This is a genomic window from Frankia sp. CpI1-P (genome assembly GCF_001421075.1).
Lineage (GTDB): Bacteria > Actinomycetota > Actinomycetes > Frankiales > Frankiaceae > Frankia > Frankia torreyi.
Window position 1 is genome coordinate 191,705 of record NZ_LJJX01000005.1, and the last position, 19,149, is coordinate 210,853.

8 protein-coding genes and 11 pseudogenes are annotated in these 19,149 nt (G+C 73.6%); 10 read left to right on the forward strand and 9 right to left on the reverse strand.

Going from position 1 to position 19,149, the window contains the following annotated elements:
* Positions 1-63: 63 nt before the first annotated feature.
* A complete protein-coding gene (locus tag FF86_RS05500; RefSeq protein WP_044883548.1) occupies positions 64-498 on the reverse strand; it encodes an NfeD family protein in 435 nt (144 codons plus the stop codon).
* A gap of 125 nt (positions 499-623) precedes the next feature.
* Here FF86_RS05500 and FF86_RS41015 point away from each other — a divergent pair.
* The 7 genes and pseudogenes from FF86_RS41015 to treZ all read left to right on the forward strand — a co-directional run.
* Positions 624-1,264 (forward strand): annotated as a pseudogene (locus tag FF86_RS41015) (glycogen debranching enzyme); the annotation flags it as partial.
* Between the two features lies 1 nt (position 1,265).
* A pseudogene (locus tag FF86_RS41020) lies at positions 1,266-2,040 on the forward strand (alpha-amylase family glycosyl hydrolase); the annotation flags it as partial.
* 1 nt (position 2,041) lies between these two features.
* Positions 2,042-2,843: pseudogene (locus FF86_RS41025) on the forward strand (glycogen debranching enzyme); the annotation flags it as partial.
* A 40-nt stretch (positions 2,844-2,883) separates the two neighbouring features.
* Positions 2,884-4,398, forward strand: a 1,515-nt coding sequence (gene treY / locus FF86_RS41030; protein WP_242418230.1) for a malto-oligosyltrehalose synthase, incomplete at its 3' end; no start/stop codon positions are given.
* Position 4,399: 1 nt separating this feature from the next.
* A pseudogene (locus FF86_RS41035) lies at positions 4,400-5,148 on the forward strand (malto-oligosyltrehalose synthase); the annotation flags it as partial.
* Between the two features lies 1 nt (position 5,149).
* A pseudogene (locus tag FF86_RS41040) lies at positions 5,150-5,331 on the forward strand (hypothetical protein); the annotation flags it as partial.
* 258 nt (positions 5,332-5,589) lie between these two features.
* On the forward strand, positions 5,590-7,353 hold the full coding sequence (gene treZ / locus FF86_RS05515) for a malto-oligosyltrehalose trehalohydrolase (RefSeq protein WP_044883546.1): 1,764 nt from the start codon (positions 5,590-5,592) through the stop codon (positions 7,351-7,353).
* 334 nt (positions 7,354-7,687) lie between these two features.
* Here the strand turns inward: treZ and zapE are convergent, their stop codons facing one another.
* Complete coding sequence (gene zapE / locus FF86_RS05520; RefSeq protein WP_044883669.1) at positions 7,688-8,779, reverse strand: cell division protein ZapE; 1,092 nt, start codon at positions 8,777-8,779, stop codon at positions 7,688-7,690.
* Positions 8,780-9,038: 259 nt separating this feature from the next.
* Here zapE and FF86_RS05525 point away from each other — a divergent pair, with 259 nt between their 5' ends.
* Positions 9,039-9,884 (forward strand): pyrimidine reductase family protein, encoded by an 846-nt coding sequence (locus FF86_RS05525; RefSeq protein WP_044883545.1) that lies wholly within the window; start codon positions 9,039-9,041, stop codon positions 9,882-9,884.
* A 2,962-nt stretch (positions 9,885-12,846) separates the two neighbouring features.
* On the opposite strand, the pseudogene FF86_RS41045 reads toward FF86_RS05525, so the two are convergent.
* The 5 genes and pseudogenes from FF86_RS41045 to FF86_RS05550 form a co-directional block, all read right to left on the reverse strand.
* Positions 12,847-13,447: pseudogene (locus FF86_RS41045) on the reverse strand (sulfate adenylyltransferase); the annotation flags it as partial.
* A 1-nt stretch (position 13,448) separates the two neighbouring features.
* A pseudogene (locus FF86_RS41050) lies at positions 13,449-13,536 on the reverse strand (hypothetical protein); the annotation flags it as partial.
* A gap of 1 nt (position 13,537) precedes the next feature.
* A pseudogene (locus tag FF86_RS41055) lies at positions 13,538-14,091 on the reverse strand (GTP-binding protein); the annotation flags it as partial.
* The gene (gene cysD, locus FF86_RS05545; RefSeq protein WP_011603273.1) at positions 14,091-15,005 is read right to left on the reverse strand and encodes a sulfate adenylyltransferase subunit CysD; all 915 of its coding nucleotides are present in this window, start codon (positions 15,003-15,005) and stop codon (positions 14,091-14,093) included. The pseudogene FF86_RS41055 and the gene cysD, both read right to left, overlap by 1 nt.
* A gap of 200 nt (positions 15,006-15,205) precedes the next feature.
* Positions 15,206-16,021, reverse strand: coding sequence for a 3'(2'),5'-bisphosphate nucleotidase CysQ (locus FF86_RS05550; protein WP_044883542.1), 816 nt, complete (start codon positions 16,019-16,021; stop codon positions 15,206-15,208).
* Positions 16,022-16,056: 35 nt separating this feature from the next.
* On the opposite strand from FF86_RS05550, the gene FF86_RS65310 reads away from it, so the two are divergent.
* Both FF86_RS65310 and FF86_RS41060 read left to right on the forward strand, forming a co-directional pair.
* Positions 16,057-17,743 (forward strand): adenylyl-sulfate kinase (locus FF86_RS65310; protein WP_242418231.1); only part of this gene is annotated, 1,687 nt, incomplete at its 3' end.
* Position 17,744: 1 nt separating this feature from the next.
* A pseudogene (locus tag FF86_RS41060) lies at positions 17,745-17,925 on the forward strand (adenylyl-sulfate kinase); the annotation flags it as partial.
* Between the two features lie 58 nt (positions 17,926-17,983).
* On the opposite strand, the pseudogene FF86_RS41065 reads toward FF86_RS41060, so the two are convergent.
* Both FF86_RS41065 and FF86_RS41070 read right to left on the reverse strand, forming a co-directional pair.
* A pseudogene (locus FF86_RS41065) lies at positions 17,984-18,493 on the reverse strand (sugar transferase); the annotation flags it as partial.
* A gap of 1 nt (position 18,494) precedes the next feature.
* Positions 18,495-19,149: pseudogene (locus FF86_RS41070) on the reverse strand (nucleoside-diphosphate sugar epimerase/dehydratase); the annotation flags it as partial.

The window sequence follows — 19,149 nt, forward strand, 5'->3', positions numbered from 1 at the left end:
TCCCAGTCGGACCCGCGGGCCTTTCCGTGACCCCGCCGACGCCGGGAACGCCGGGCCGTGGGGTCAGATCTCGAATCGGTGCACGATGGCTGTCGCTCCGTCGATGCGCAGGACGTGCGCCTGGCTGCCGACCTCCAGCACGGTCGTGGTCGGGTACGACCGGGCCGACCAGACCTCCCCCTTGATCTTCACCCGGCCGCCCTCGCCACTGACCTGTTCCAGCACCAGCGCCCGCTCCCCCACGAGCGCCTCCGCGCCGGTGCGCAGTTCGGGAGCGCGTTGCAGGTGCCGGCGGGCCACCGGGCGCAGCCCGAGGCCGAAGCCACCGGCCGCCACGACGAACCCGACGATCTGCCAGGCCGCATCGACGCCCAGCAGCGCGACGGCGGCGCCCACCAGGGCCGCCAGCGAGAACATCACCAGCGTCAGGTCCAGCGTGAACAGCTCGCCGACGAGCAGGGCGCCGGCGACGACGACCCAGATCGCCCAGTCGGCCATGTCTCCATGCTAGGCCCGGCCGTCAGNAGCCGATCAATGAAACCTCAATGATCGGCGAAGCTCTGACCTCACATTTCGCGCGCCCCCGGATCAGAGCATCCGTCCTGGCCGTAGGCTTCGTTCGTATGTCGCAGGTATGGCCGGGCAGCCCTTATCCCCTGGGCGCCACATATGACGGGTCGGGGACGAATTTCGCGCTCTTCTCGGAGATCGCCGACCGGGTCCAGCTCTGCCTGTTCGACGACACGGGCAAGGAGGAGCAGGTCGATCTCAAGGAGGTCGACGCCTTCGTCTGGCACGCGTACCTGCCCACGGTCGGGCCGGGGCAGCGCTACGGCTACCGGGTCCACGGCCCCTACGACCCCGCCCACGGCACCCGGTGCAACCCGCACAAGCTGCTGCTCGACCCGTACGCGAAGGCCGTCGACGGCGAGGTCGCCTGGGACCAGGCGGTGTTCCCGTACACCTTCGGCGACCCGGACAGCGTCAACGACGCCGACTCCGGCCCGCACATGATGAAGTCGGTCGTGATCAGCCCGTTCTTCGACTGGAACGGCGACCGTCCGCCGCGCACGCCCTACAACGAGTCGGTGTTCTACGAGGCGCACGTCCGCGGGCTGACCAAGAACCATCCCGGGCTGCCCGAGGAGTACCGCGGCACCTACGCCGGCGTCGCCCACCCGCTGATGATCGACCACTACCGCAAGCTCGGCGTCACCGCGATCGAGCTGCTGCCCGTGCACCAGTTCGTCCACGACGAGCACCTNGTCAGCAAGAACCTGCGCAACTACTGGGGCTACAACTCGATCGCGTTCCTCGCCCCGCACAACGGCTACTCCGCCTCCGGCGGCCACGGCCGGCAGGTGCAGGAGTTCAAGGGCATGGTCAAGAACCTGCACGAGGCCGGGATCGAGGTGATCCTCGACGTCGTCTACAACCACACCGCCGAGGGCAACCACATGGGGCCGATGCTGTGCTTCCGCGGCATCGACAACGCCGCCTACTACCGCCTCGTGGACGACGACCCCCGCTACTACATGGACTACACGGGCACCGGCAACAGCCTGCGGGTGCGCCACCCCCACGTCCTGCAGTTGATCATGGACTCGCTGCGGTACTGGGTGACCGACATGCACGTCGACGGCTTCCGCTTCGACCTGGCCGCGACGCTGGCGCGGGAGTTCTACGACGTCGACCGGCTGTCGTCGTTCTTCGATCTGGTCCAGCAGGACCCGGTCGTCTCCCAGGTCAAGCTGATCGCCGAGCCGTGGGACCTCGGCGAGGGCGGCTACCAGGTCGGGAACTTCCCCCCGCTGTGGACGGAGTGGAACGGCAAGTACCGCGACACCGTCCGTGACTTCTGGCGTGGCCAGGACCACGGCATCGCCGAGTTCGCCTCCCGGCTCACCGGGTCCAGCGACCTGTACGAGAACAGCGGGCGGCGCCCCTGGGCGTCGATCAACTTCATCACCGCCCACGACGGGTTCACGCTGCGCGACCTCGTCTCGTACAACGAGAAGCACAACGAGGCCAACGGCGAGGNCAACCGGGACGGATCCGACGACAACCGATCCTGGAACTGCGGAGTCGAGGGGCCGAGCGACGACCCGGACGTATTGTCCCTGCGAACCGCGCAAACCCGTAACCTGCTCACGACGCTACTGCTGTCCCAGGGGGTGCCGATGCTGGTCGCCGGAGACGAGATGGGGCGCACCCAACACGGCAACAACAACGCCTACTGCCAGGACAACCCGATCTCCTGGCTGGACTGGGCGGATGCCGAGCGCAACGCGGACCTGGTCGAGTTCGTCGGCCTGCTGTCCAGGCTCCGCAAGGACCACCCGATCTTCCGCCGCCGCCGGTTCTTCCAGGGGATCTCCCTGCGCGGGCAGGGCGCCGCGGCCCGCGGCGCCGCGGGCGACGACCCGGCCGCGGGCGACGACCCGGCCAAGAAGGACATCGTCTGGCTGCGGCCGGACGGATCCGAGATGTCCGACACCGACTGGGAGTCCGGCACGGCCCGTTCCCTGGGCGTCTACCTCAACGGGGAGGGCATCCCGGACCCGGACGCGCTCGGCCAGCCGATCACTGACAACTCCTTCCTGCTCTACTTCAACGCCCACTTCGAGCCGGTCGCCTTCCGGGTGCCGGCGCCGAGCTTCGGCGCGACCTGGGAGACGGTCATCGACACCCGCAAGTCCACCGCGGAGATCGACGCCACCCTGGAGGTCATCCCCCTGGCCCACACCGCCCTGGACCCCACCGACGTGGGCAAGGTGGTCAAGGCCGGTGACCCGATCGAGATCGACGCCCGTTCGACGGTCGTGCTGCGCCGTGTCGACTGAGNCGACCGCCCCGCCGCCGGGNGGCTCCAGAGGCGAGCGAGTGGTCCCGACCTCGACCTACCGGCTCCAGCTCAACCTGGACTTCTCCCTCACCGACGCGGCCGTGGTCGTCCCCTACCTGGCCGCGCTCGGCGTGTCGCACCTGTACCTGTCGCCGGTGCTGGAGGCCGCCCCCGGCTCGACGCACGGCTACGACGTCGTCGAGCACGGCCAGATCAACCCCGAGCTCGGCGGGACGGGCGGCCTGCGCCGGCTGGCCGCCGCGTGCCGCAAGGCCGGCCTCGGGATCGTCGTCGACGTCGTCCCGAACCACATGTCCGTCACCCCGGAGGCGGCGAACGCGGCCTGGTGGTCGGTGCTGCGGGAGGGCCCCGAATCCCCCTACGCCACCTGGTTCGACATCGACTGGGCCGCCCCCGACAATCCGGGCCGGGTGCTGGTCCCGATCCTCGGCGCCGGCCTCGCGGACTGCCTGGCCGCCGGGGAGATCTCCGTCGAGCAGGACACCGAGGGCGCGTGGGTCGTCGTCTACTACGACCACGTGCTGCCGACCGCGCCCGGCACCGCCGACCCCGACGACGTCGCCGCGACCCTGGACGCCCAGTACTACCGGCTGTGCTGGTGGCGGGTCGCCGCGAGCGAACTGAACTACCGCCGCTTCTTCGACATCACCACCCTCGCCGGGCTGCGCCAGGAGGAACCCGACGTCTTCGCCGCCACCCATCGGCTGCTCATCGAGCAGGTCCGGGCGGGCACGTTCGAGGGGCTGCGGATCGACCACCCGGACGGCCTGGCCGACCCGGAGGGCTACCTGCGGCGGCTGGCCGACGCCTCCGGCGGGGTGTGGACCGTCGTCGAGAAGATCCTGGAGCACGACGAGGATCTGCCGGACACCTGGGCCTGCGACGGCACCACCGGCTACGAGGGGATCGCCCGGCTGACCCGGCTGTTCCTCGATCCCGTCGCCGGGCATCCCCTCGCCGTGCTCTACCAGGAGATCACCCGCGCCGATCCCGACTACGAGGCCGAGGCCCGGGCCGCGAAGCTCGACGTGCTCGCCGGCGTGCTGCAGCCCGAGGTCGACCGGCTGACCGCGCTCGCCCTCGGCGAGGCCCGGGAGGCCCGCGCGGACCTCACCCGCACCGGGCTGCGCGAGGCGCTGTGCGAGGTGCTGGCCGCCTTCGACGTCTACCGGGCCTACATCCGTCCGGACGGCACCCCGAGCCTGGAGGCGCGCGGCCACGTGGTGCGGGCCTGCGAGCAGGCCCGGTCCTACCTGCCCGGCCGCTCCACCGAGGTCGACCTGATCGAAGACCTGGCCCTGAGCGGTCCGCCCGAGTTCGTCATGCGCTTCCAGCAGACCTGCGGCCCGGTGATGGCCAAGGGCATCGAGGACACCGCGTTCTACCGCTACTCCCGGCTCATCGCTCTCAACGAGGTCGGCGGCGACCCGGCGCGGTTCCCGGCGTTCACCACCGGGCATCCGCGCAGCGCCGTCACCGAGTTCCACGAGGCGAACCTGACCGTGCAGCGCAGCTGGCCGCTGACGATGACCNCCCTGTCCACGCACGACACGAAGCGCTCCGAGGACGTCCGCGCCCGCCTCGCCGTCCTCTCGGAGGACCCCCGCGGCTGGGCGGAGGTGGCCGGCCGCCTGGTCCGCCTCGGCGAGCGCCACCGCGACACCGAGCAGGGCTGGCCGGACCGGTCCACCGCCTACTTCCTGCTGCAGACCCTCGTCGGCGCCTGGCCGTTGTCCACCGAGCGGGCGACCCAGTACATGCTCAAGGCCGTCCGCGAGGCGAAGGTCTACACGAGCTGGACCGACCAGGACCCCGCCTACGAGGCGGCGCTGACGAACTACATCGAGTCGGTGCTGGAGGACGAGGAGTTCCTCGCCGTGCTCACCGGCTACGTCGGCACCCTCGTCGAGCTCGGCCGGCAGAACTCGCTGGCCCAGAAGCTGCTCCAGCTCACCGTCCCCGGCGTCCCGGACGTGTACCAGGGCCAGGAGCTGTGGGATCTGTCCCTGGTCGATCCGGACAACCGCCGCCCGGTGAACTACGGCGACCGGACGAAGCTGCTCGCCGAGCTCGGCGCCGAGCCGGGCGCGGACACCGGCGCGCCGCGGCGCCCGCCGCTGCTCGACGACTCCGGCGCCGCGAAGCTGCTCGTCGTCGCCCGGACGCTACGGACCCGCCGCGAGCACCCCGAGTGGTTCGGCGACCGGGCCACCTACCGGCCGCTGTGGGCGTCCGGCTCGGCCGCGGAGAACGTGGTCGCCTTCGCCCGCTCCGAGTCGGTGNTCACCGTCGTGCCCCGCCTGGTCCTCGGCCTGCGCCGCGGCGGCGGCTGGCGCGACACGACCATCCCCCTGCCCGAGGGCCGCTGGACCGACGTGTTGACCGGCCGCAAGCACGACGGCGGCACCGCCTACGTCCTGCGCCTGCTGCGCGACTTCCCCGTCAGCCTCCTCGTCCGCTCCTGACCCGGACGCCCGCTCCTGACCCGGCGCGAACGGGCCCCTCCTCCGGATCGACCTTCGCCACCGTCGAGCGTCCGCACGGGGCGGGGCGGCGCGCGCCCCTGGACGCTGATCACGGATCTCACCTGGCGTGTCCGCTGCCATGAGACCGGTCACAGGGGGCCGTCCCGCCCGGTGAAACCGGGTCCTGCGGGCACCTTCGGTGGGGGCCGTTGTCACGGACACGGCATGTCGGCCGGCGGCGGAAGGTAGACAGGAGCTATGAGCACCTTCCGGCTGTGGGCCCCGGACGCGAAGACGGTCAGCCTGGTCGTGGCGGGTTCCGCCGGCGACGCCACCCATGAGATGTCCGCCGGGCGGCGGGGCTGGTGGTGGGTGAACGTCCCCTCCGCGAAGCACGGCACGGACTACGCGTTCGTACTCGACGGGGGCACCGAGGAGCTGCCCGATCCCCGCTCGGTCTGGCAGCCGGCGGGAGTGCACGGCCGGTCCCGGCTGGTCGACCACGCGACGTTCCACTGGTCGGACGCGAGCTGGCGGGGCATCGCGCTGGCCGGCAGCGTGCTCTACGAGCTGCACGTCGGGACGTTCACCCCGGAGGGCACCTTCGACGCCGCGATCGGCAGGCTCGACCACCTCGCCGAGCTCGGCATCGACGCCGTCGAGCTGCTGCCGGTCAACGCCTTCCCGGGGCACCACGGCTGGGGCTACGACGGGGTCGGCCTGTTCGCCGTGCACGAGCCCTACGGCGGCCCGGAGGGCCTGAAGCGGTTCGTCGACGCGGCGCACGCCCGCGGCATCGGCGTGATCATGGACGTCGTCTACAACCACCTCGGCCCGGACGGGAACTACCTGGGGCAGTTCGGGCCCTACTTCACCGACCGGTACATCACCCCGTGGGGGCCGGCGGTCAACCTCGACGCGCCCGGGTCGGACGAGGTCCGCGCCTTCATCCTCGACAGCGCGCTGTCCTGGCTGCGGGACTTCCACTGCGACGGGCTGCGCCTGGACGCCGTGCACGCCTTCCAGGACAGCCGGGCGCTGCACCTGCTCGAGGAGATCGCCGAGTCGGTGCACCGGCTCGGGGCGCAGATGCGCCGGCCGCTGTTCGTCGTCGCCGAGTCCGACCTCAACGACCCCAAACTGGTGGTGGCGCCCGAGGCCGGCGGATACGGCCTGGACGGCCAGTGGTGCGACGACGCCCACCACGCGCTGTGGGCGACGCTGTCCGGCGAACGGCAGGGCTACTACGTCGACTTCGGGTCGATCTCGACGCTCGCCCACGCGCTGACGCAGGGTTTCGTGCACGAGGGCGGCTACTCGACGTTCCGCGGCCGTTCCCACGGCCGGCCGATGCCGCCGACGACGCCGGCCTACCGGTTCGTCACCTTCCTGCAGAACCACGACCAGATCGGCAACCGAGCGGTGGGGGACCGGTCGTCGGCGCAGCTCAGCGACGGGCTGCTGCGGATCGGCGCGGCCCTGCTGCTCACCTCGGCGCTGACCCCGATGCTGTTCATGGGCGAGGAATGGGGGGCGCACACCCCCTGGCAGTACTTCACCGACCACCTCGCCCCCGGACTCGGCGACGCGGTGCGGGAGGGGCGGCGCGCCGAGTTCGCCGAGCACGGCTGGGGACCCGACGACGTCCCCGACCCGCAGGATCCGGCGACGTTCGAACGGTCGAAGCTGGACTGGTCCGAGCCGACCCGCCCGGGCCACGGCAGCCTGCTGGACTGGCACCGCCGGCTCATCGGGCTGCGCCGCAAGCTGCCGGCGCTGACGGATCCGGCCTGGGCGTCGGTCGAGTGCACCTTCGACGAGGAGGCCCGCTGGCTGGTGGTGCGGCGCGGGGACGTGGCGATCGTCGTCAACCTGGCGTCGCAGCGGCAGACGGTGCCGCTCGACGGCGTCCCGTTCGACGCGCCGGCGGCCTCGGCCCCCGGCTTCACCTACATGCCCGGCCGGGTCGAGCTCGACGGCGAGTCCGTCGTCATCACCCGCCTGCTGCCACCCGCCGGCTGAACGGCGCCGCCGTCCGCCCGCCGGTCATCGCCTGCCTGCCGGTCATCGCCTGCCTGCCGGTCATCGTCGGAGGCGGTCGCGGGACAGCAGGAAATACAGCCCGCCGAGCACTGCCAGCCCCACCAACAACACCATGACGAGCAGCACGACGTAGGTTCCCATGCGTCCATCGTCGCAGGGTCCACCGACGAGCGCGGCGGTCCGGTCCCCGATGTCCGTCCGCCCCGGCGGGCAGCCGGCTCAGGCCGAAGCTGCGGGTGGATCCGACCAGTCAGTCCAGGGGAGCGCACCGGACGCGCCGGACGCGGGCGTGCGGTCGGTGCGCCCGGTGCGCTCAGGCGGCGGCGATGAGGCGGGCGCCGTCGCGGGCGAGCGCGGCAAGGCGCGACACCGCCCGCTGGTACTTCTTGCGATGCGGCCCGGCGAGCAGCTCCGCGCCGAACAGCTCCTCCAGTCCGACGCCCGAGGCGACGACCGGAATCGACCGGTCGTAGAGCCGATCGGCGAGCACCACGACCCGCAGCGCCACGGCCTGGTCGGCGACCGGCGCCACGCCGTGCAACGCGACCAGCCGCACCCCGTCGACGAGCGCCCCGTAGCGGGACGGGTGCAGCCCGGCGAGATGCGCGCACAGCGCCGCGAACCCGTCCTCGCTGGCCCCCTCGTGGGCGGCGGCGAGCGCCGCGACCTCGCCGTCGGCGCAGGGCGGGGGCGGGGGCGGCAGTCCTCGGTGCCGATAATCGGTGCCGTCGACGCGCAGGACGTCGAAGCGGGCGGCCAGGCCCTGGATCTCGCGCAGGAAGTCGGCCGCGGCGAACCGGCCGGCGCCGAGATCCTCCGGCTGGGTGTTGCTCGTCGCGGCCAGCGCGACGCCGGCGTCGGCGAGGCGGGTCAGCAGGGTCGACACGAGCACCGTGTCGCCCGGATCGTCGAGTTCGAACTCGTCGATGGCGAGCAGCCGCATCCCGCCGAGGGCGCGCACGGTCGCCGCGAAGCCGAGCGCTCCCACCAGCGAGGTGAGTTCGACGAACGTGCCGTAGGCCTTCGGGCCCGCCACCGCGTGCCACAGCGAGGCGAGCAGGTGCGTCTTGCCGACGCCGAACCCGCCGTCGAGGTACACCCCCGGCCGGGCCACTCCCGCCCCGCGGGCCGCACCACCCGACCGGGCTCCACGGGCGCCGCGGCCGAACAGCCCCGACCAGCCGCTCCGGGCCCCGCCGACGGAGCCGCCACCCCCACCGGGGGCCGCGTTCACCCGGCCGGCGAACACGGACAGGGCGGTGACCGCGGCGCTTTGGCTCGGTTCCGCGGGGTCGGGCAGGTAGCCGGCAAAGCGGACGGCGTCGAAGCGCGGCGGTGGGACGAGCGCGGCGACCAGATCGTCGGGTCGCGGCTGCGGCTGGCGGTCGACGAGGCGCTGCACCACCACGCCAGCCTACGGAGCAGGTCGGGGCGGGCCGCCCGCCGTGCGCAGCCGGGACCGAACTCACAGTGCCCGGCCGGTCGAGACAGTGCGCACGGGGGTCGCACAGCCGCCCGTCGGGGCTATGCGCACGGGTCGCAGAGCCGCCGTGCGCACGGGTCGCAGAGCCGCCGGTCGGGGCAGTGCGAACAGGCTGGATGGCCGTATGTCGCGGGACGGGACGAGCCGGGTGACCCCTCGCCGACCGGCTACAGTCGGCTCGGTGCGACGCATCCTCCCGGTTCCCGGCCCCGCCGACAGCCCAGGCACGCCCGCGCCGGTCGCGGCGCCGACGACGCCGGAGGCCGCCGGCGCCGGAGCGGACGATCCCGCCGCCGCCGCCGGCGACGAGGTCGTGGCGAAGGCGGCCGAGGTCGATCTCGACGAGGCCTACGCCTATCCGCCCGCAGCCGGGCAGACCAGCTACGTCCGGGCGAACTTCGTCAGCTCCGTCGACGGCGCCGCGGAGGTGGGTGGGCGGTCCGGCCCGCTGGGCGGCGAGGCGGACAGGCAGGTCTTCCGGCTGCTGCGCTGGCTCAGCGACGTGGTGCTCGTCGGCGCCGGCACCGCACGCCACGAGAACTACGGGCCGGTGATCGTCCCGCCCGAACGGCGGGACCGGCGGCAGGCCGTGGGGCTCGCCGCCGTCCCCCCGATCGCCGTGGTCACCGCGACCGCGGGCCTCGATCCCGGCGCCCGGCTGTTCGACGCCGAGGTCCGGCCCATCATCCTCACCTGCGACGCTGCTCCCCCGGCCAAGCGGCAGGCGCTCGCGGCGGTCGCCGAGGTCGTCCTCTGCGGCGACACGACCGTCGACCCGGCGGCGGCCCTCGCAGCCCTGGCCGAACGGGGGATGACCCGGGTGCTCACGGAGGGCGGGCCGCTGCTGCACGCCCAGCTTGCCGGCGCCGGTCTGCTCGACGAGCTGTGCCTGACCGTGGCGCCGATGCTCGCCGGCCCCGGCCGCATGGGCATCGTGGAGGGCCCGCCATGGCCCGAGCCGGCCACGATGCGGCTGGTCCAGGTGCTCGCCGAGGACGGCAATCTCTTCCTGCGCTACCAGCGCTGAGGCCGCCCCGCGCCGGGCCCGTCCGCGCCCGGTCGAGATAGCGGGGTCGGGGTGGCACCCGCTTTATCCACAGGTCGGCGGTTCCCACAGCCGTCATCCACAGGATCCAAGGACGATCAGCGCGACCCGTCGGCGAGTTGTTAGCGTCGCCGCACCGAACCTGACCCCGACGGCGGTGGTGTGCGGATGACGATCTTCGATGGAGCCCGGACGACGGCGGCCGGTGCGGTGGCGCGCACCCGGCNGGACATCATGACCGCCCTGGACCGGGTCGCGGCCGCCGGTGCCGGCGCGTGGGACGGCCGGGCGGCGCAGCAGTGGGCCGGCCGGGTTCGGCATCTCACCGCCGAGGCGACCGCTCTGCTCGACCGCTGCCTGCTGGTCTGCGAGCAGGCCAGCTCGGGCCCGGCCGGGCCGTCGACGGCGCCCGGCGCCCCGCCACGGGCGATCGGCTGACGCCGTGCCGAGCTTCGGTGATCCCGTTCACCTCGCCGCGGGCCATTCCTCCGGGCACGGTACGGGCGGCAACCGGGTGGCCTTCGATCCCGCCCGGCTGCACACACTCGCGGCCGCGGTACGGTCCGCCGGCGAAGCCCTGCACACCGGCGCGCGGATCGTCGCCCACGCCCTGGCGCAGGTCGGCGGCCCGGCTGGCTGGGCGGCACGGCTGGCCCGGCTCGGCGACGAGCTCGACGCCGACGCCGCGATGCTGCGCCGCCGGCTCGCGCTGGCCGAGGGCGCCGACGACGCGGGGCGGTCGCTCCTGCCCTCGGCGGCCATCATCGCGCCGGCCGTGCAGCACTCCCGGTCGCTCCTGGACAACCACCCCGGCCTCGCCACCCAACCCGGTCCTGCCGCCCAACCCGTCATAGCCACGGGATCCCTCCACGGGGCCGTCATCCGTCCCGATTCCGACGCCGACGCCGACGCCGATGCCGACGATGGAGCCCGTCCCAGCGATGGGGCTGGTCCCGGGGCGGACACCGCTGCCGGTTTCGGAGCCGTCCCCGTCGCAGGCGGTGGACCGGCGGCACGCGCCGCGGGTCGGACCGCGGCCCGCTCGCTGCTGTCCGGCGGCAGCCCGGCGGGAGCGGACGACGCGGCCGGCCGTCCCGCCGGGTCGGCGGGACGTCCGGCCCGCGCCAACGGTGCCGGCGCCGGGCGGCGGCTGGGATCACCGGGCGGCCACGCGCCGGGAGGCGGCGACGCACCCGCGGCCAGCCTGCGGGAGGCGGTGAGCGCGCTGCGCACGCGAGGCCGCGACCCCGACTTCGTCGCCGGCTTCTACGACGCGCTCGGGCCGGCCGGGCTCGCGCGCCTGCTCGCCGGGGTGGCGGGACGCTCCCGCGGGCCGATGGTCAACCGGCCGGCACCACCGTCCGGGGTGAACCGGCGCGACGCCGAGGAGATTCTCGGCCGAACCTTCGCCGCCTACAGCCGCGGCCGGACGCTCGACGACTCCTGGCTGGGCCGGTTCAACACCCGGGGACGTCACGACCGTGCCGAGACCGTGCTGCTGACACCGCTGCTGACGGCCGNCCGCATCGACGGCGCGCTGCTCGACCGGCTGGGCCGGCTGGCCTTCGGCCCGGGGTCCGGGCCGGCGGTTCGGCGGGCGCCGGCGGACGGTCAGGTGGCGGGTGTGCTGCGCAACGCGACGGCGGACCGAGGCTACCGGGTCGCGTTGCTGGCGGCGATCGCCGGTGAACCGGGGCTGGCGGCCCGGTTCGCCACCCGGTACGTCAAGGCGGTTCTGGCTGGCGCCGCGGTCGCGGACCTGGATCTGCCGGTGGCGGTCGGTCTCGACGACGCGACCGCGCGAGCGTGGTCCGGGCTGCTCGCCGCGGCCGGCGGCCCGGCGGCGCGGCGGGCGGATCCGCGCGGCTCGGCGGACTTCGTCGCCCGCCTCGCCGGGGCCGTGCACGCCGCCGACGGCCCGGCCCTGCCGCCGCACCTGCGCGCTGCCTTCGTCCCCGCGCTGCACACCTACCTGGAGGAGATGTACGACGCGGTGACGGCGGTCGTCCCCGGGCCGGTCTCCCCGGCGACGACGGCATCCGCCGCCCGGCAGGTCCCGGTCGCGGCGTGGCGGGCGCTGCTGCGGGAAAGCCTGCGCGGCGGTGCGCTCGCCGGGATGCTCGGGCGGGACGCCGCGGCCTACGCGATCGGTGTCGACGAGCGGGTGGCGGGGCGCACGCGGGGCTGGAACGCCGGGGCCGGCGGCTACCCGTCGAGCCCGCGGGCACTGGGCTACCTGCGGGGTGCCCGGGCGCAGGCGTTCTTCACCGACGCCCTCGGCGACGCCGCCGACGCGGTGCTGCGCGAACACGCCGACGCCGGGTCCGCCCATCGCCGGCGGCAGGCGGTGATCCTCGACCTGCTCGGCACGGTGGTCACGTCGATCGACCCGACGGATCCGGTCGCCACGTTCACCCATCTCGGCGTCGGGATCACGGTGGACATGGTCGAGGCCCTCGTCCGGCAGCGCTACCGCGATGTGTCCACCACCCGGCCGGCGTGGATCCTCGCCCGGCTGCGGGAGGCCTCTCGGCTCGGCTCGGGGTGGGCCGCGGCCTACGAGGCGAGCGCCCGCCAGCTCTGGGCGCGCCGTGGCGAGGATCCGCTGCGGCCGATCACGGTGACCGACAGCGACGGGCGGCGGCGGGTGTACACCGGAGATCCGCGTGTCGACGGCTACATCACCGGTCCGACGACGGATTTCCTCGACGCCACCGGCGATCCCCGACCGAGCGCGGCGATGACGCCGGCNCAACGGGGCGCCTACCTCGCCTGGCTGGAAAGTCCGGCGCTGGTCGCCAACAACGACCGGCTGCCCGTCCTGGCCGGGGCGGCCGCGCTCGGCGAGACGCGGGTCCCGCCGGACGAGGCGCTGCGGCCGAGCGGATGACGATCCGAACTGCCCCATGCGCCCCGCCGGGTCGCTGCGGCGGGCCGGGTACCGCTAGAGGATCATTCCGGCACCAAGGGTGGTTCCGGTCGCCTCGTCGATGAGCAGCACGCTGCCCGTGTTGCGGTTGCGGCGGTACGGGTCGTAGCACAGCGGCGTGGTTGTCCGCAGCGCGATCCGGCCGATGTCGTTGAGGCCCAGCGTCTCGACGCTCTCGTCACGGTGCAGCGTGTCGATGTCGACGCGGTAGCAGACGTCGGTGACCATCGCCCGCACCGATCGGGTGGTGTGCTTGATCCCGACCCGGGCCCGGCGGCGCAGCGGCGCATCGACCATCCAGGACACCATCAGGTTGAGGTCCTGCCCGACCGTCGGCTGGTTGTTCGGCCGGGCGATCAGGTCCCCGCGGGAGACGTCGAGGTCGTCCTCCAGCCGGACGATGACCGACATCGGGGGAAACGCCTCCTCGACCGGCCCGTCGTAGGTGTCGATCCCGGCGACCCGCGAGGTCAGCCCGGACGGCAGCACGATGACGTCGTCGCCGGGCTTGAGCACGCCGCCGGCGACCTGCCCGGCGTAGCCGCGGTAGTCGTGCAGCTCCTCGCTGCGCGGCCGGACCACCCACTGCACCGGGAACCGCACGTCGATCAGGTTGNGGTCGGAGGCGATGTGCAGCTCCTCCAGGTGGTGCAGCAGCGAGCTGCCGTCGTACCAGGGCGTGCTCGGCGAACGGGACACCACGTTNTCACCGGTCAGTGCGGACACCGGGATCGTGGCGACGTCGACGATCTCCAGCTTCGCCGCGAAGCGCCGGAAATCCTCCTTGATCTGCTCGAAGACCTCCCGGTCGAAGTCGACGAGGTCCATCTTGTTCACGCAGAGCACAAGATGGGGCACCCGCAGCAGGGAGGCCAGGAACGCGTGCCGGCAGGTCTGTTCGACGATGCCCTTGCGTGCGTCCACGAGCAGCAACGCGAGGTCGGCGGTCGAGGCACCGGTGACCATGTTGCGGGTGTACTGCACGTGCCCCGGGGTGTCCGCGAGGATGAACGATCGCCGTGGGGTGGCGAAGTAGCGGTAGGCGACGTCGATGGTGATGCCCTGCTCCCGCTCGGCCCGCAGGCCGTCGGTGAGCAGCGCGAGGTCGACGTAGCCGTCGCCGCGCTCCCGGCTGGTCCGCTCGACGGCGGCGAGCTGGTCGGTGAACAGCGACTTCGTGTCGTAGAGGAGCCGGCCGATCAACGTCGACTTCCCGTCGTCGACCGACCCCGCGGTCGCGACGCGCAGCAGCTCGGCCATCAGAAGTACCCCTCCCGCTTCCGGTCCTCCATCGCCGCTTCGCTGACCCGGTCGTCGGCCCGGGTCGCACCCCGCTCGGTGATCCGCGTCGCCGCGACCTCGGCGATGACCTCGTCGACGGTCGCCGCGGTCGACTCGACCGCGCCGGTGCAGGTGATGTCACCAACCGTGCGGTAGCGGACCTGGCGGGGAACCACGGCCTCACCGGCGCGCGGCTGGGTCAGTGGGGTGACCGCGAGCAGCATGCCGTCACGCTCGAAGGTCTCGCGGCTGTGCGCATAGTAGATCGAGGGGATCTCCAGGCGCTCCTGGGCGATGTAGCGCCAGATGTCCAGCTCGGTCCAGTTCGACAGCGGGAAGACCCGGATGTGCTCGCCGGGGCGATGCCGGCCGTTGTACAGCGACCACAGCTCGGGGCGCTGGTTCTTGGGATCCCACTGGCCGAACTCGTCCCGGAAGGAGTACACCCGCTCCTTGGCGCGGGCCTTCTCCTCGTCGCGGCGGGCGCCACCGAACACCGCGTCGAACCGGTTGTCGGTGATCGAGTCGAGCAGCACCGGCGTCTGGAGCTGGTTGCGGGAGGCCCCGGGCCGGGTGTCCTCGGTGAGCTCACCGGCGTCGATCGCCGCCTGCACGGAGCCGACCACGAGGCGGGCGCCGAGCTCGGCCGCGCGGCGGTCCCGGAACTCCAGGACCTCGTCGAAGTTGTGGCCGGTGTCGATGTGCAACAGCGGGAAGGGCAGCTTCGCGGGCCAGAACGCCTTCTCGGCCACCCGCAGCATGACGATCGAGTCCTTCCCGCCGCTGAACAGCAGCGCGGGACGTTCGAACTCGGCCGCCACCTCACGGAAGATGTGGATGGCCTCGGCCTCGAGCATCTGCAGGTGGGTGAGCTCGTAACCCGTGACAGGCACGCGAAAACCCCTCGTCTCGCCGATGTATCAGTCCAAAGTAGCCGACCCGCCCTCCCACCGGCGGTTTCGTCGACGTTAACCGGCTCACCCGCGACCCAATTCCCCCATCGCGACACACGTGTCGCACGATGGGCACCCGACGGTCGCGGTCTGCGTCCGGCCACGCCGCCCGCAACGTCGGGCGGCCACCGGGCGTGGTCCTACCGCTGCGGATCTGCCGCCTGAATCGCCGCGAGCACCGCCGGGGCCAGGGTCGCCTCGCAGATGACCAGGTCGGGCAGCAACAGGTCGGGCTGGTTGTACCGCAGCGGGGTGCCGTCGAGGCGGCTGGTATGCAGACCCGCCGCCCGCGCGACCGCCACCGGGGCCGCCGAATCCCACTCGTACTGCCCGCCGGCGTGCAGGTAGATCTCCGCCTGGCCGCGGATGACCGCGGCGGCCTTCGCCCCGGCCGACCCCATCGGGACGATGCTGGCGCCCAGAGCTTCGGCGACCTCCCCGACGATACGGGGCGCCCTGGTGCGGCTGGCGACGATCCGCGGCGGGCGCGCCGCGGCGGGCCGGGCCGCGGCCGGGGGATCGCCGCCGGCCGACAGCGTCACGTTCAGCGCCGGCAGGGCGACCGCGCCGGCGATGAGCTCGCCGGCGCGCCACAACGCGACGTGCACCGCCCAGTCCGACCGGCCGGGTTCGGCGAACTCGCGGGTGCCGTCGAGCGGGTCGACGATCCAGACCCGCTCGGCGGACAGCCGGGCCGGGTCGTCGACGCCCTCCTCGGACAGCACCGCGTCCTGCGGACGGTGGCGGGTCAGCGCCCGGGTCAGCAGCTGATGGGAACGCGCGTCGCCGGCGTCGCGCAGGGTGGCGGGCTCCGCGAACCCGACCTCCTCCCGGATTCTGAGCAGCAGTTTGCCGGCATCCGTGGCCAGTCGCCGGGCCAGGACGTCGTCGTCGAGTTCGTCTGTCGCGATGTCGACGGGGACGGTGGCCGGCCGGCGGGTGTCGTCGGTGTTCATCGGGACGGAGTCTGTCACCCGTTACGGTCGCGGGTGTGAGTGCCACCTCTCATCCGGATCCCGATCCCGACCGCCTCCCGAAGCCGGGCGCCGTGGGCGCCGCCGGCCCGGCCCACGGGCCCGCCGCCGACGATCCCCTGCTGTCCCTGGTGACCTCGGACCGCGCCGCGGAGCTGACGACGGCCTCGCTCGGCTGGCCGTCGCTTACCCTGACGCCGCTGCAGCTCGCCGAGCTGGAGCTGCTGCTCGTCGGCGCCTTCGGCCCGAACCCCGGCTACCCGGCGGAGGACGAGCTGGCCGGCGTGCCGGTGCCGATCCTCGCCGTCTCGGCCGCCGACGCCGAGCCGCTGGCGGCGGGGGCCACCGTCGCCCTGCGCGACCCGGAGGGGGTGATGATCGCCGCCCTGCACCTGCGCACGCTGCTCCCGGCCCCGGCCGGGTCCACCGTGCGCCTGGTCGGCACGCTGGACGGGGTGCGCCTGCCGCACCACCCGGACCACCCCGCGCTGCGGCTGACCCCGGACCAGCTCCGCGCCGAGCTGCGCGCCCGCGGTTGGACCGGTCCGCAGGTGGGAGCCGGGGCGGCGTGGGCGGTCTGGGCCGACGGCCTGCTGCACACCGCGGACGTGGGGCGCATCCGGGCCCTGACCCGGCAGGGCAAGCGGTGCGTGGTGCTCGCCCCGGTGGGCGGCGCCGACCCGGCGGACGCCGGGCATCATCTGCGGGTCCGCTGCCTGCAGGCCGCGCTGGACGCCGTGGACGCGCCGCTGCGCCCGAGCGAGGCGACCCTGGCCTCCGAGGCGGTGGCCTCCGACGCCATCGCGGCGGGCGCCGCGGGCCGCCGGCACGAGCCGGCGCCCGACCCCTACCGCCGCCCGGGCGCCGACGACCACCGGCCGCGCCACCGCAGCCTGCTGGTCCTCGTCCCGGCCGTCCCCTCGTCGCTGCTGGCCACCCCCCGGGAGCCCGGGATGAGCGCGACGGTCCTGCCACCCGCCGGCGGCGCGCGCCATCCGCTGGCCCCCGGCCCGGCCGGCTTCGAACCGGCGGGCTTCGAACCGGCGGCCCTGTCCCCCGCCGGCCTGTCACCGGCGGGCATTCCGCTCGAGCCGGACAGCGGCGCCGCGGGCGGGGCGTCGCCGACGAACGGGGACGCCGAGGGGCTGGCCCGGCTCACCGCCCAGCGCGCGCACATGGCCAGCAGCTACGGCCTGTCCGGCAGCCTGATCGGCCCGGCCATCGGCGCGCCCGGCCGCCAGGAGCTGGCCTCACTGCTCGACGCCGGGGGGCCGATCCCCGCCGAGCTGACCCCGCCCGCGGTGGCCGCGGAACTCGCCCGGGCGATCCCCCCGCGGTCCCAGCGCGGGCTGACCATCTTCTTCACGGGGCTGTCCGGTTCCGGCAAGTCGACCCTGGCCGGGCTGCTGGTCTGCCGGCTGCTCGAGCAGGGCGGACGGCGGATCACCCTGCTCGACGGGGACGTCGTGCGTACCCACCTGTCCCAGGGCCTGGGCTTCTCCCGCGCCGACCGGGACACCAACGTGCGCCGCATCGGGTTCGTCGCCGCGCAGGTGGCCGGGGCGGGCGGCACCGCGGTCTGTGCGCCGATCGCCCCCTACGCGGAGGTTCGCACGCAGGTCCGCGAGATGGTCCACGCGGCCGGCGGCGGCTTCGTCCTGATCCACGTCTCGACGCCGCTCGAGGTCTGCGAGGCGCGCGACCNCAAGGGCCTGTATGCCAAGGCCCGGGCCGGCGTCATCCCCGCGTTCACCGGAGTGTCGGACCCGTACGAGGAACCGGCCGATGCCGACGTCACGGTGAACACCGCGCAGTTGTCGGGAGACGAGGCCGTCGACCGCATCCTCGATCATCTGCGCGTCGCCGGCTGGCTCGCCCCCGCGTAGCCGGTCAGGCCGGGTAGCCGGTCAGGCCGGGGTCAGTAGGCGCCTTCGCGACGCAGGNCGGCGAAGACGGTCCGCCAGAGAATAACGAAGTCCATCGCCAGCGACCAGTTCTCCACGTAGCGCAGGTCGAGGCGGACCGACTCGTCCCACTCCAGGTCCGAGCGCCCACTGATCTGCCACAGGCCGGTCAGGCCGGGCTTCACCATCAGCCGGCGGTGCACGTCGTCCTCGTAGCGGGCGACCTCCGAGGGCAGCGGCGGGCGCGGCCCGACCAGCGACATGCTGCCGTTGAGCACGTTGATCAACTGTGGCAGCTCGTCGAGCGACCACTTGCGCAGGAACTTCCCGACCCGCGTGACCCGCGGGTCGTCGCGCATCTTGAACAGCAGGCCCTCGGCCCGCTCGTTGCGCGACTCCAGCTCGGCCTTGCGCGCCTCCGCGTCCACGTACATGGACCGGAACTTGAACATCGTGAAGTGCTCGCCGCCCCGGCCGACCCGGGTCTGCTTGAACAGCGCCGGGCCGCGGCTGGTCAGTCGGACCGCGATCCCGAGGCCGAGCAGGACCGNCAGGAACAGCAGGATCACCGTGCCCGCGACGCAGCGGTCGAACACGCCCTTCATGACCCGGCGGGTCCCGCTGAGCTCCGGCTCCTCGATGTGCAGCAGGGGCAGCCCGGCCACCGGGCGGATCGAGATCCGCGGGCCGGTCACGTCGGTCAGCGCCGAGGAGACCAGCACGTCGACGTCGCTGCCCTCGAGCGTCCACAGCACCCGGCGCAAGGTCTCGCCGTCCATCTGTGGGCAGATCGCGACGGTGGTGGCATGGGTGGCGGTGATGGCGGTGTGCAAAGTCTCCGAGGTGCCCACGATCGGCACCCCGAGCAGGTCGAACCCGCTGCGCTCCGGCCGGTCGTGGCTGTGTCGGCCCGGCGAGCGGTCGAGCACGACGCCGACCACGGACCAGCCGGAGGTCGGGTCGCGCTGGGCGAGGCGGACCAGGGTGGCGGCGGACTCGCCGGCCCCGACCACGAGGACCCGGTGCAGGCAGCGCCCGGCGCGGCGCATCCGGTGCAGGATGCCGCGCCCGATGACCCGGCCGGCCACCGACAGCAGGGTCGCCGCGGGGAACGCGATGAGGACGTAGCTGCGGGCGATCTCGGCCTTGGTCGCATACGAGATGATGGCGAGCGCGGCCGTGAACCTGGCCGCGGCGTTGACCACC

Coding starts and splice junctions, on each gene's coding strand:
- FF86_RS05500 (WP_044883548.1), bottom strand. CDS start 498: ATGGCCGACTGGGCGATCTGGGTCGTCGTCGCCGGCGCCCTGCTCGTC.
- treZ (WP_044883546.1), top strand. CDS start 5,590: ATGAGCACCTTCCGGCTGTGGGCCCCGGACGCGAAGACGGTCAGCCTG.
- FF86_RS05550 (WP_044883542.1), bottom strand. CDS start 16,021: ATGAACACCGACGACACCCGCCGGCCGGCCACCGTCCCCGTCGACATC.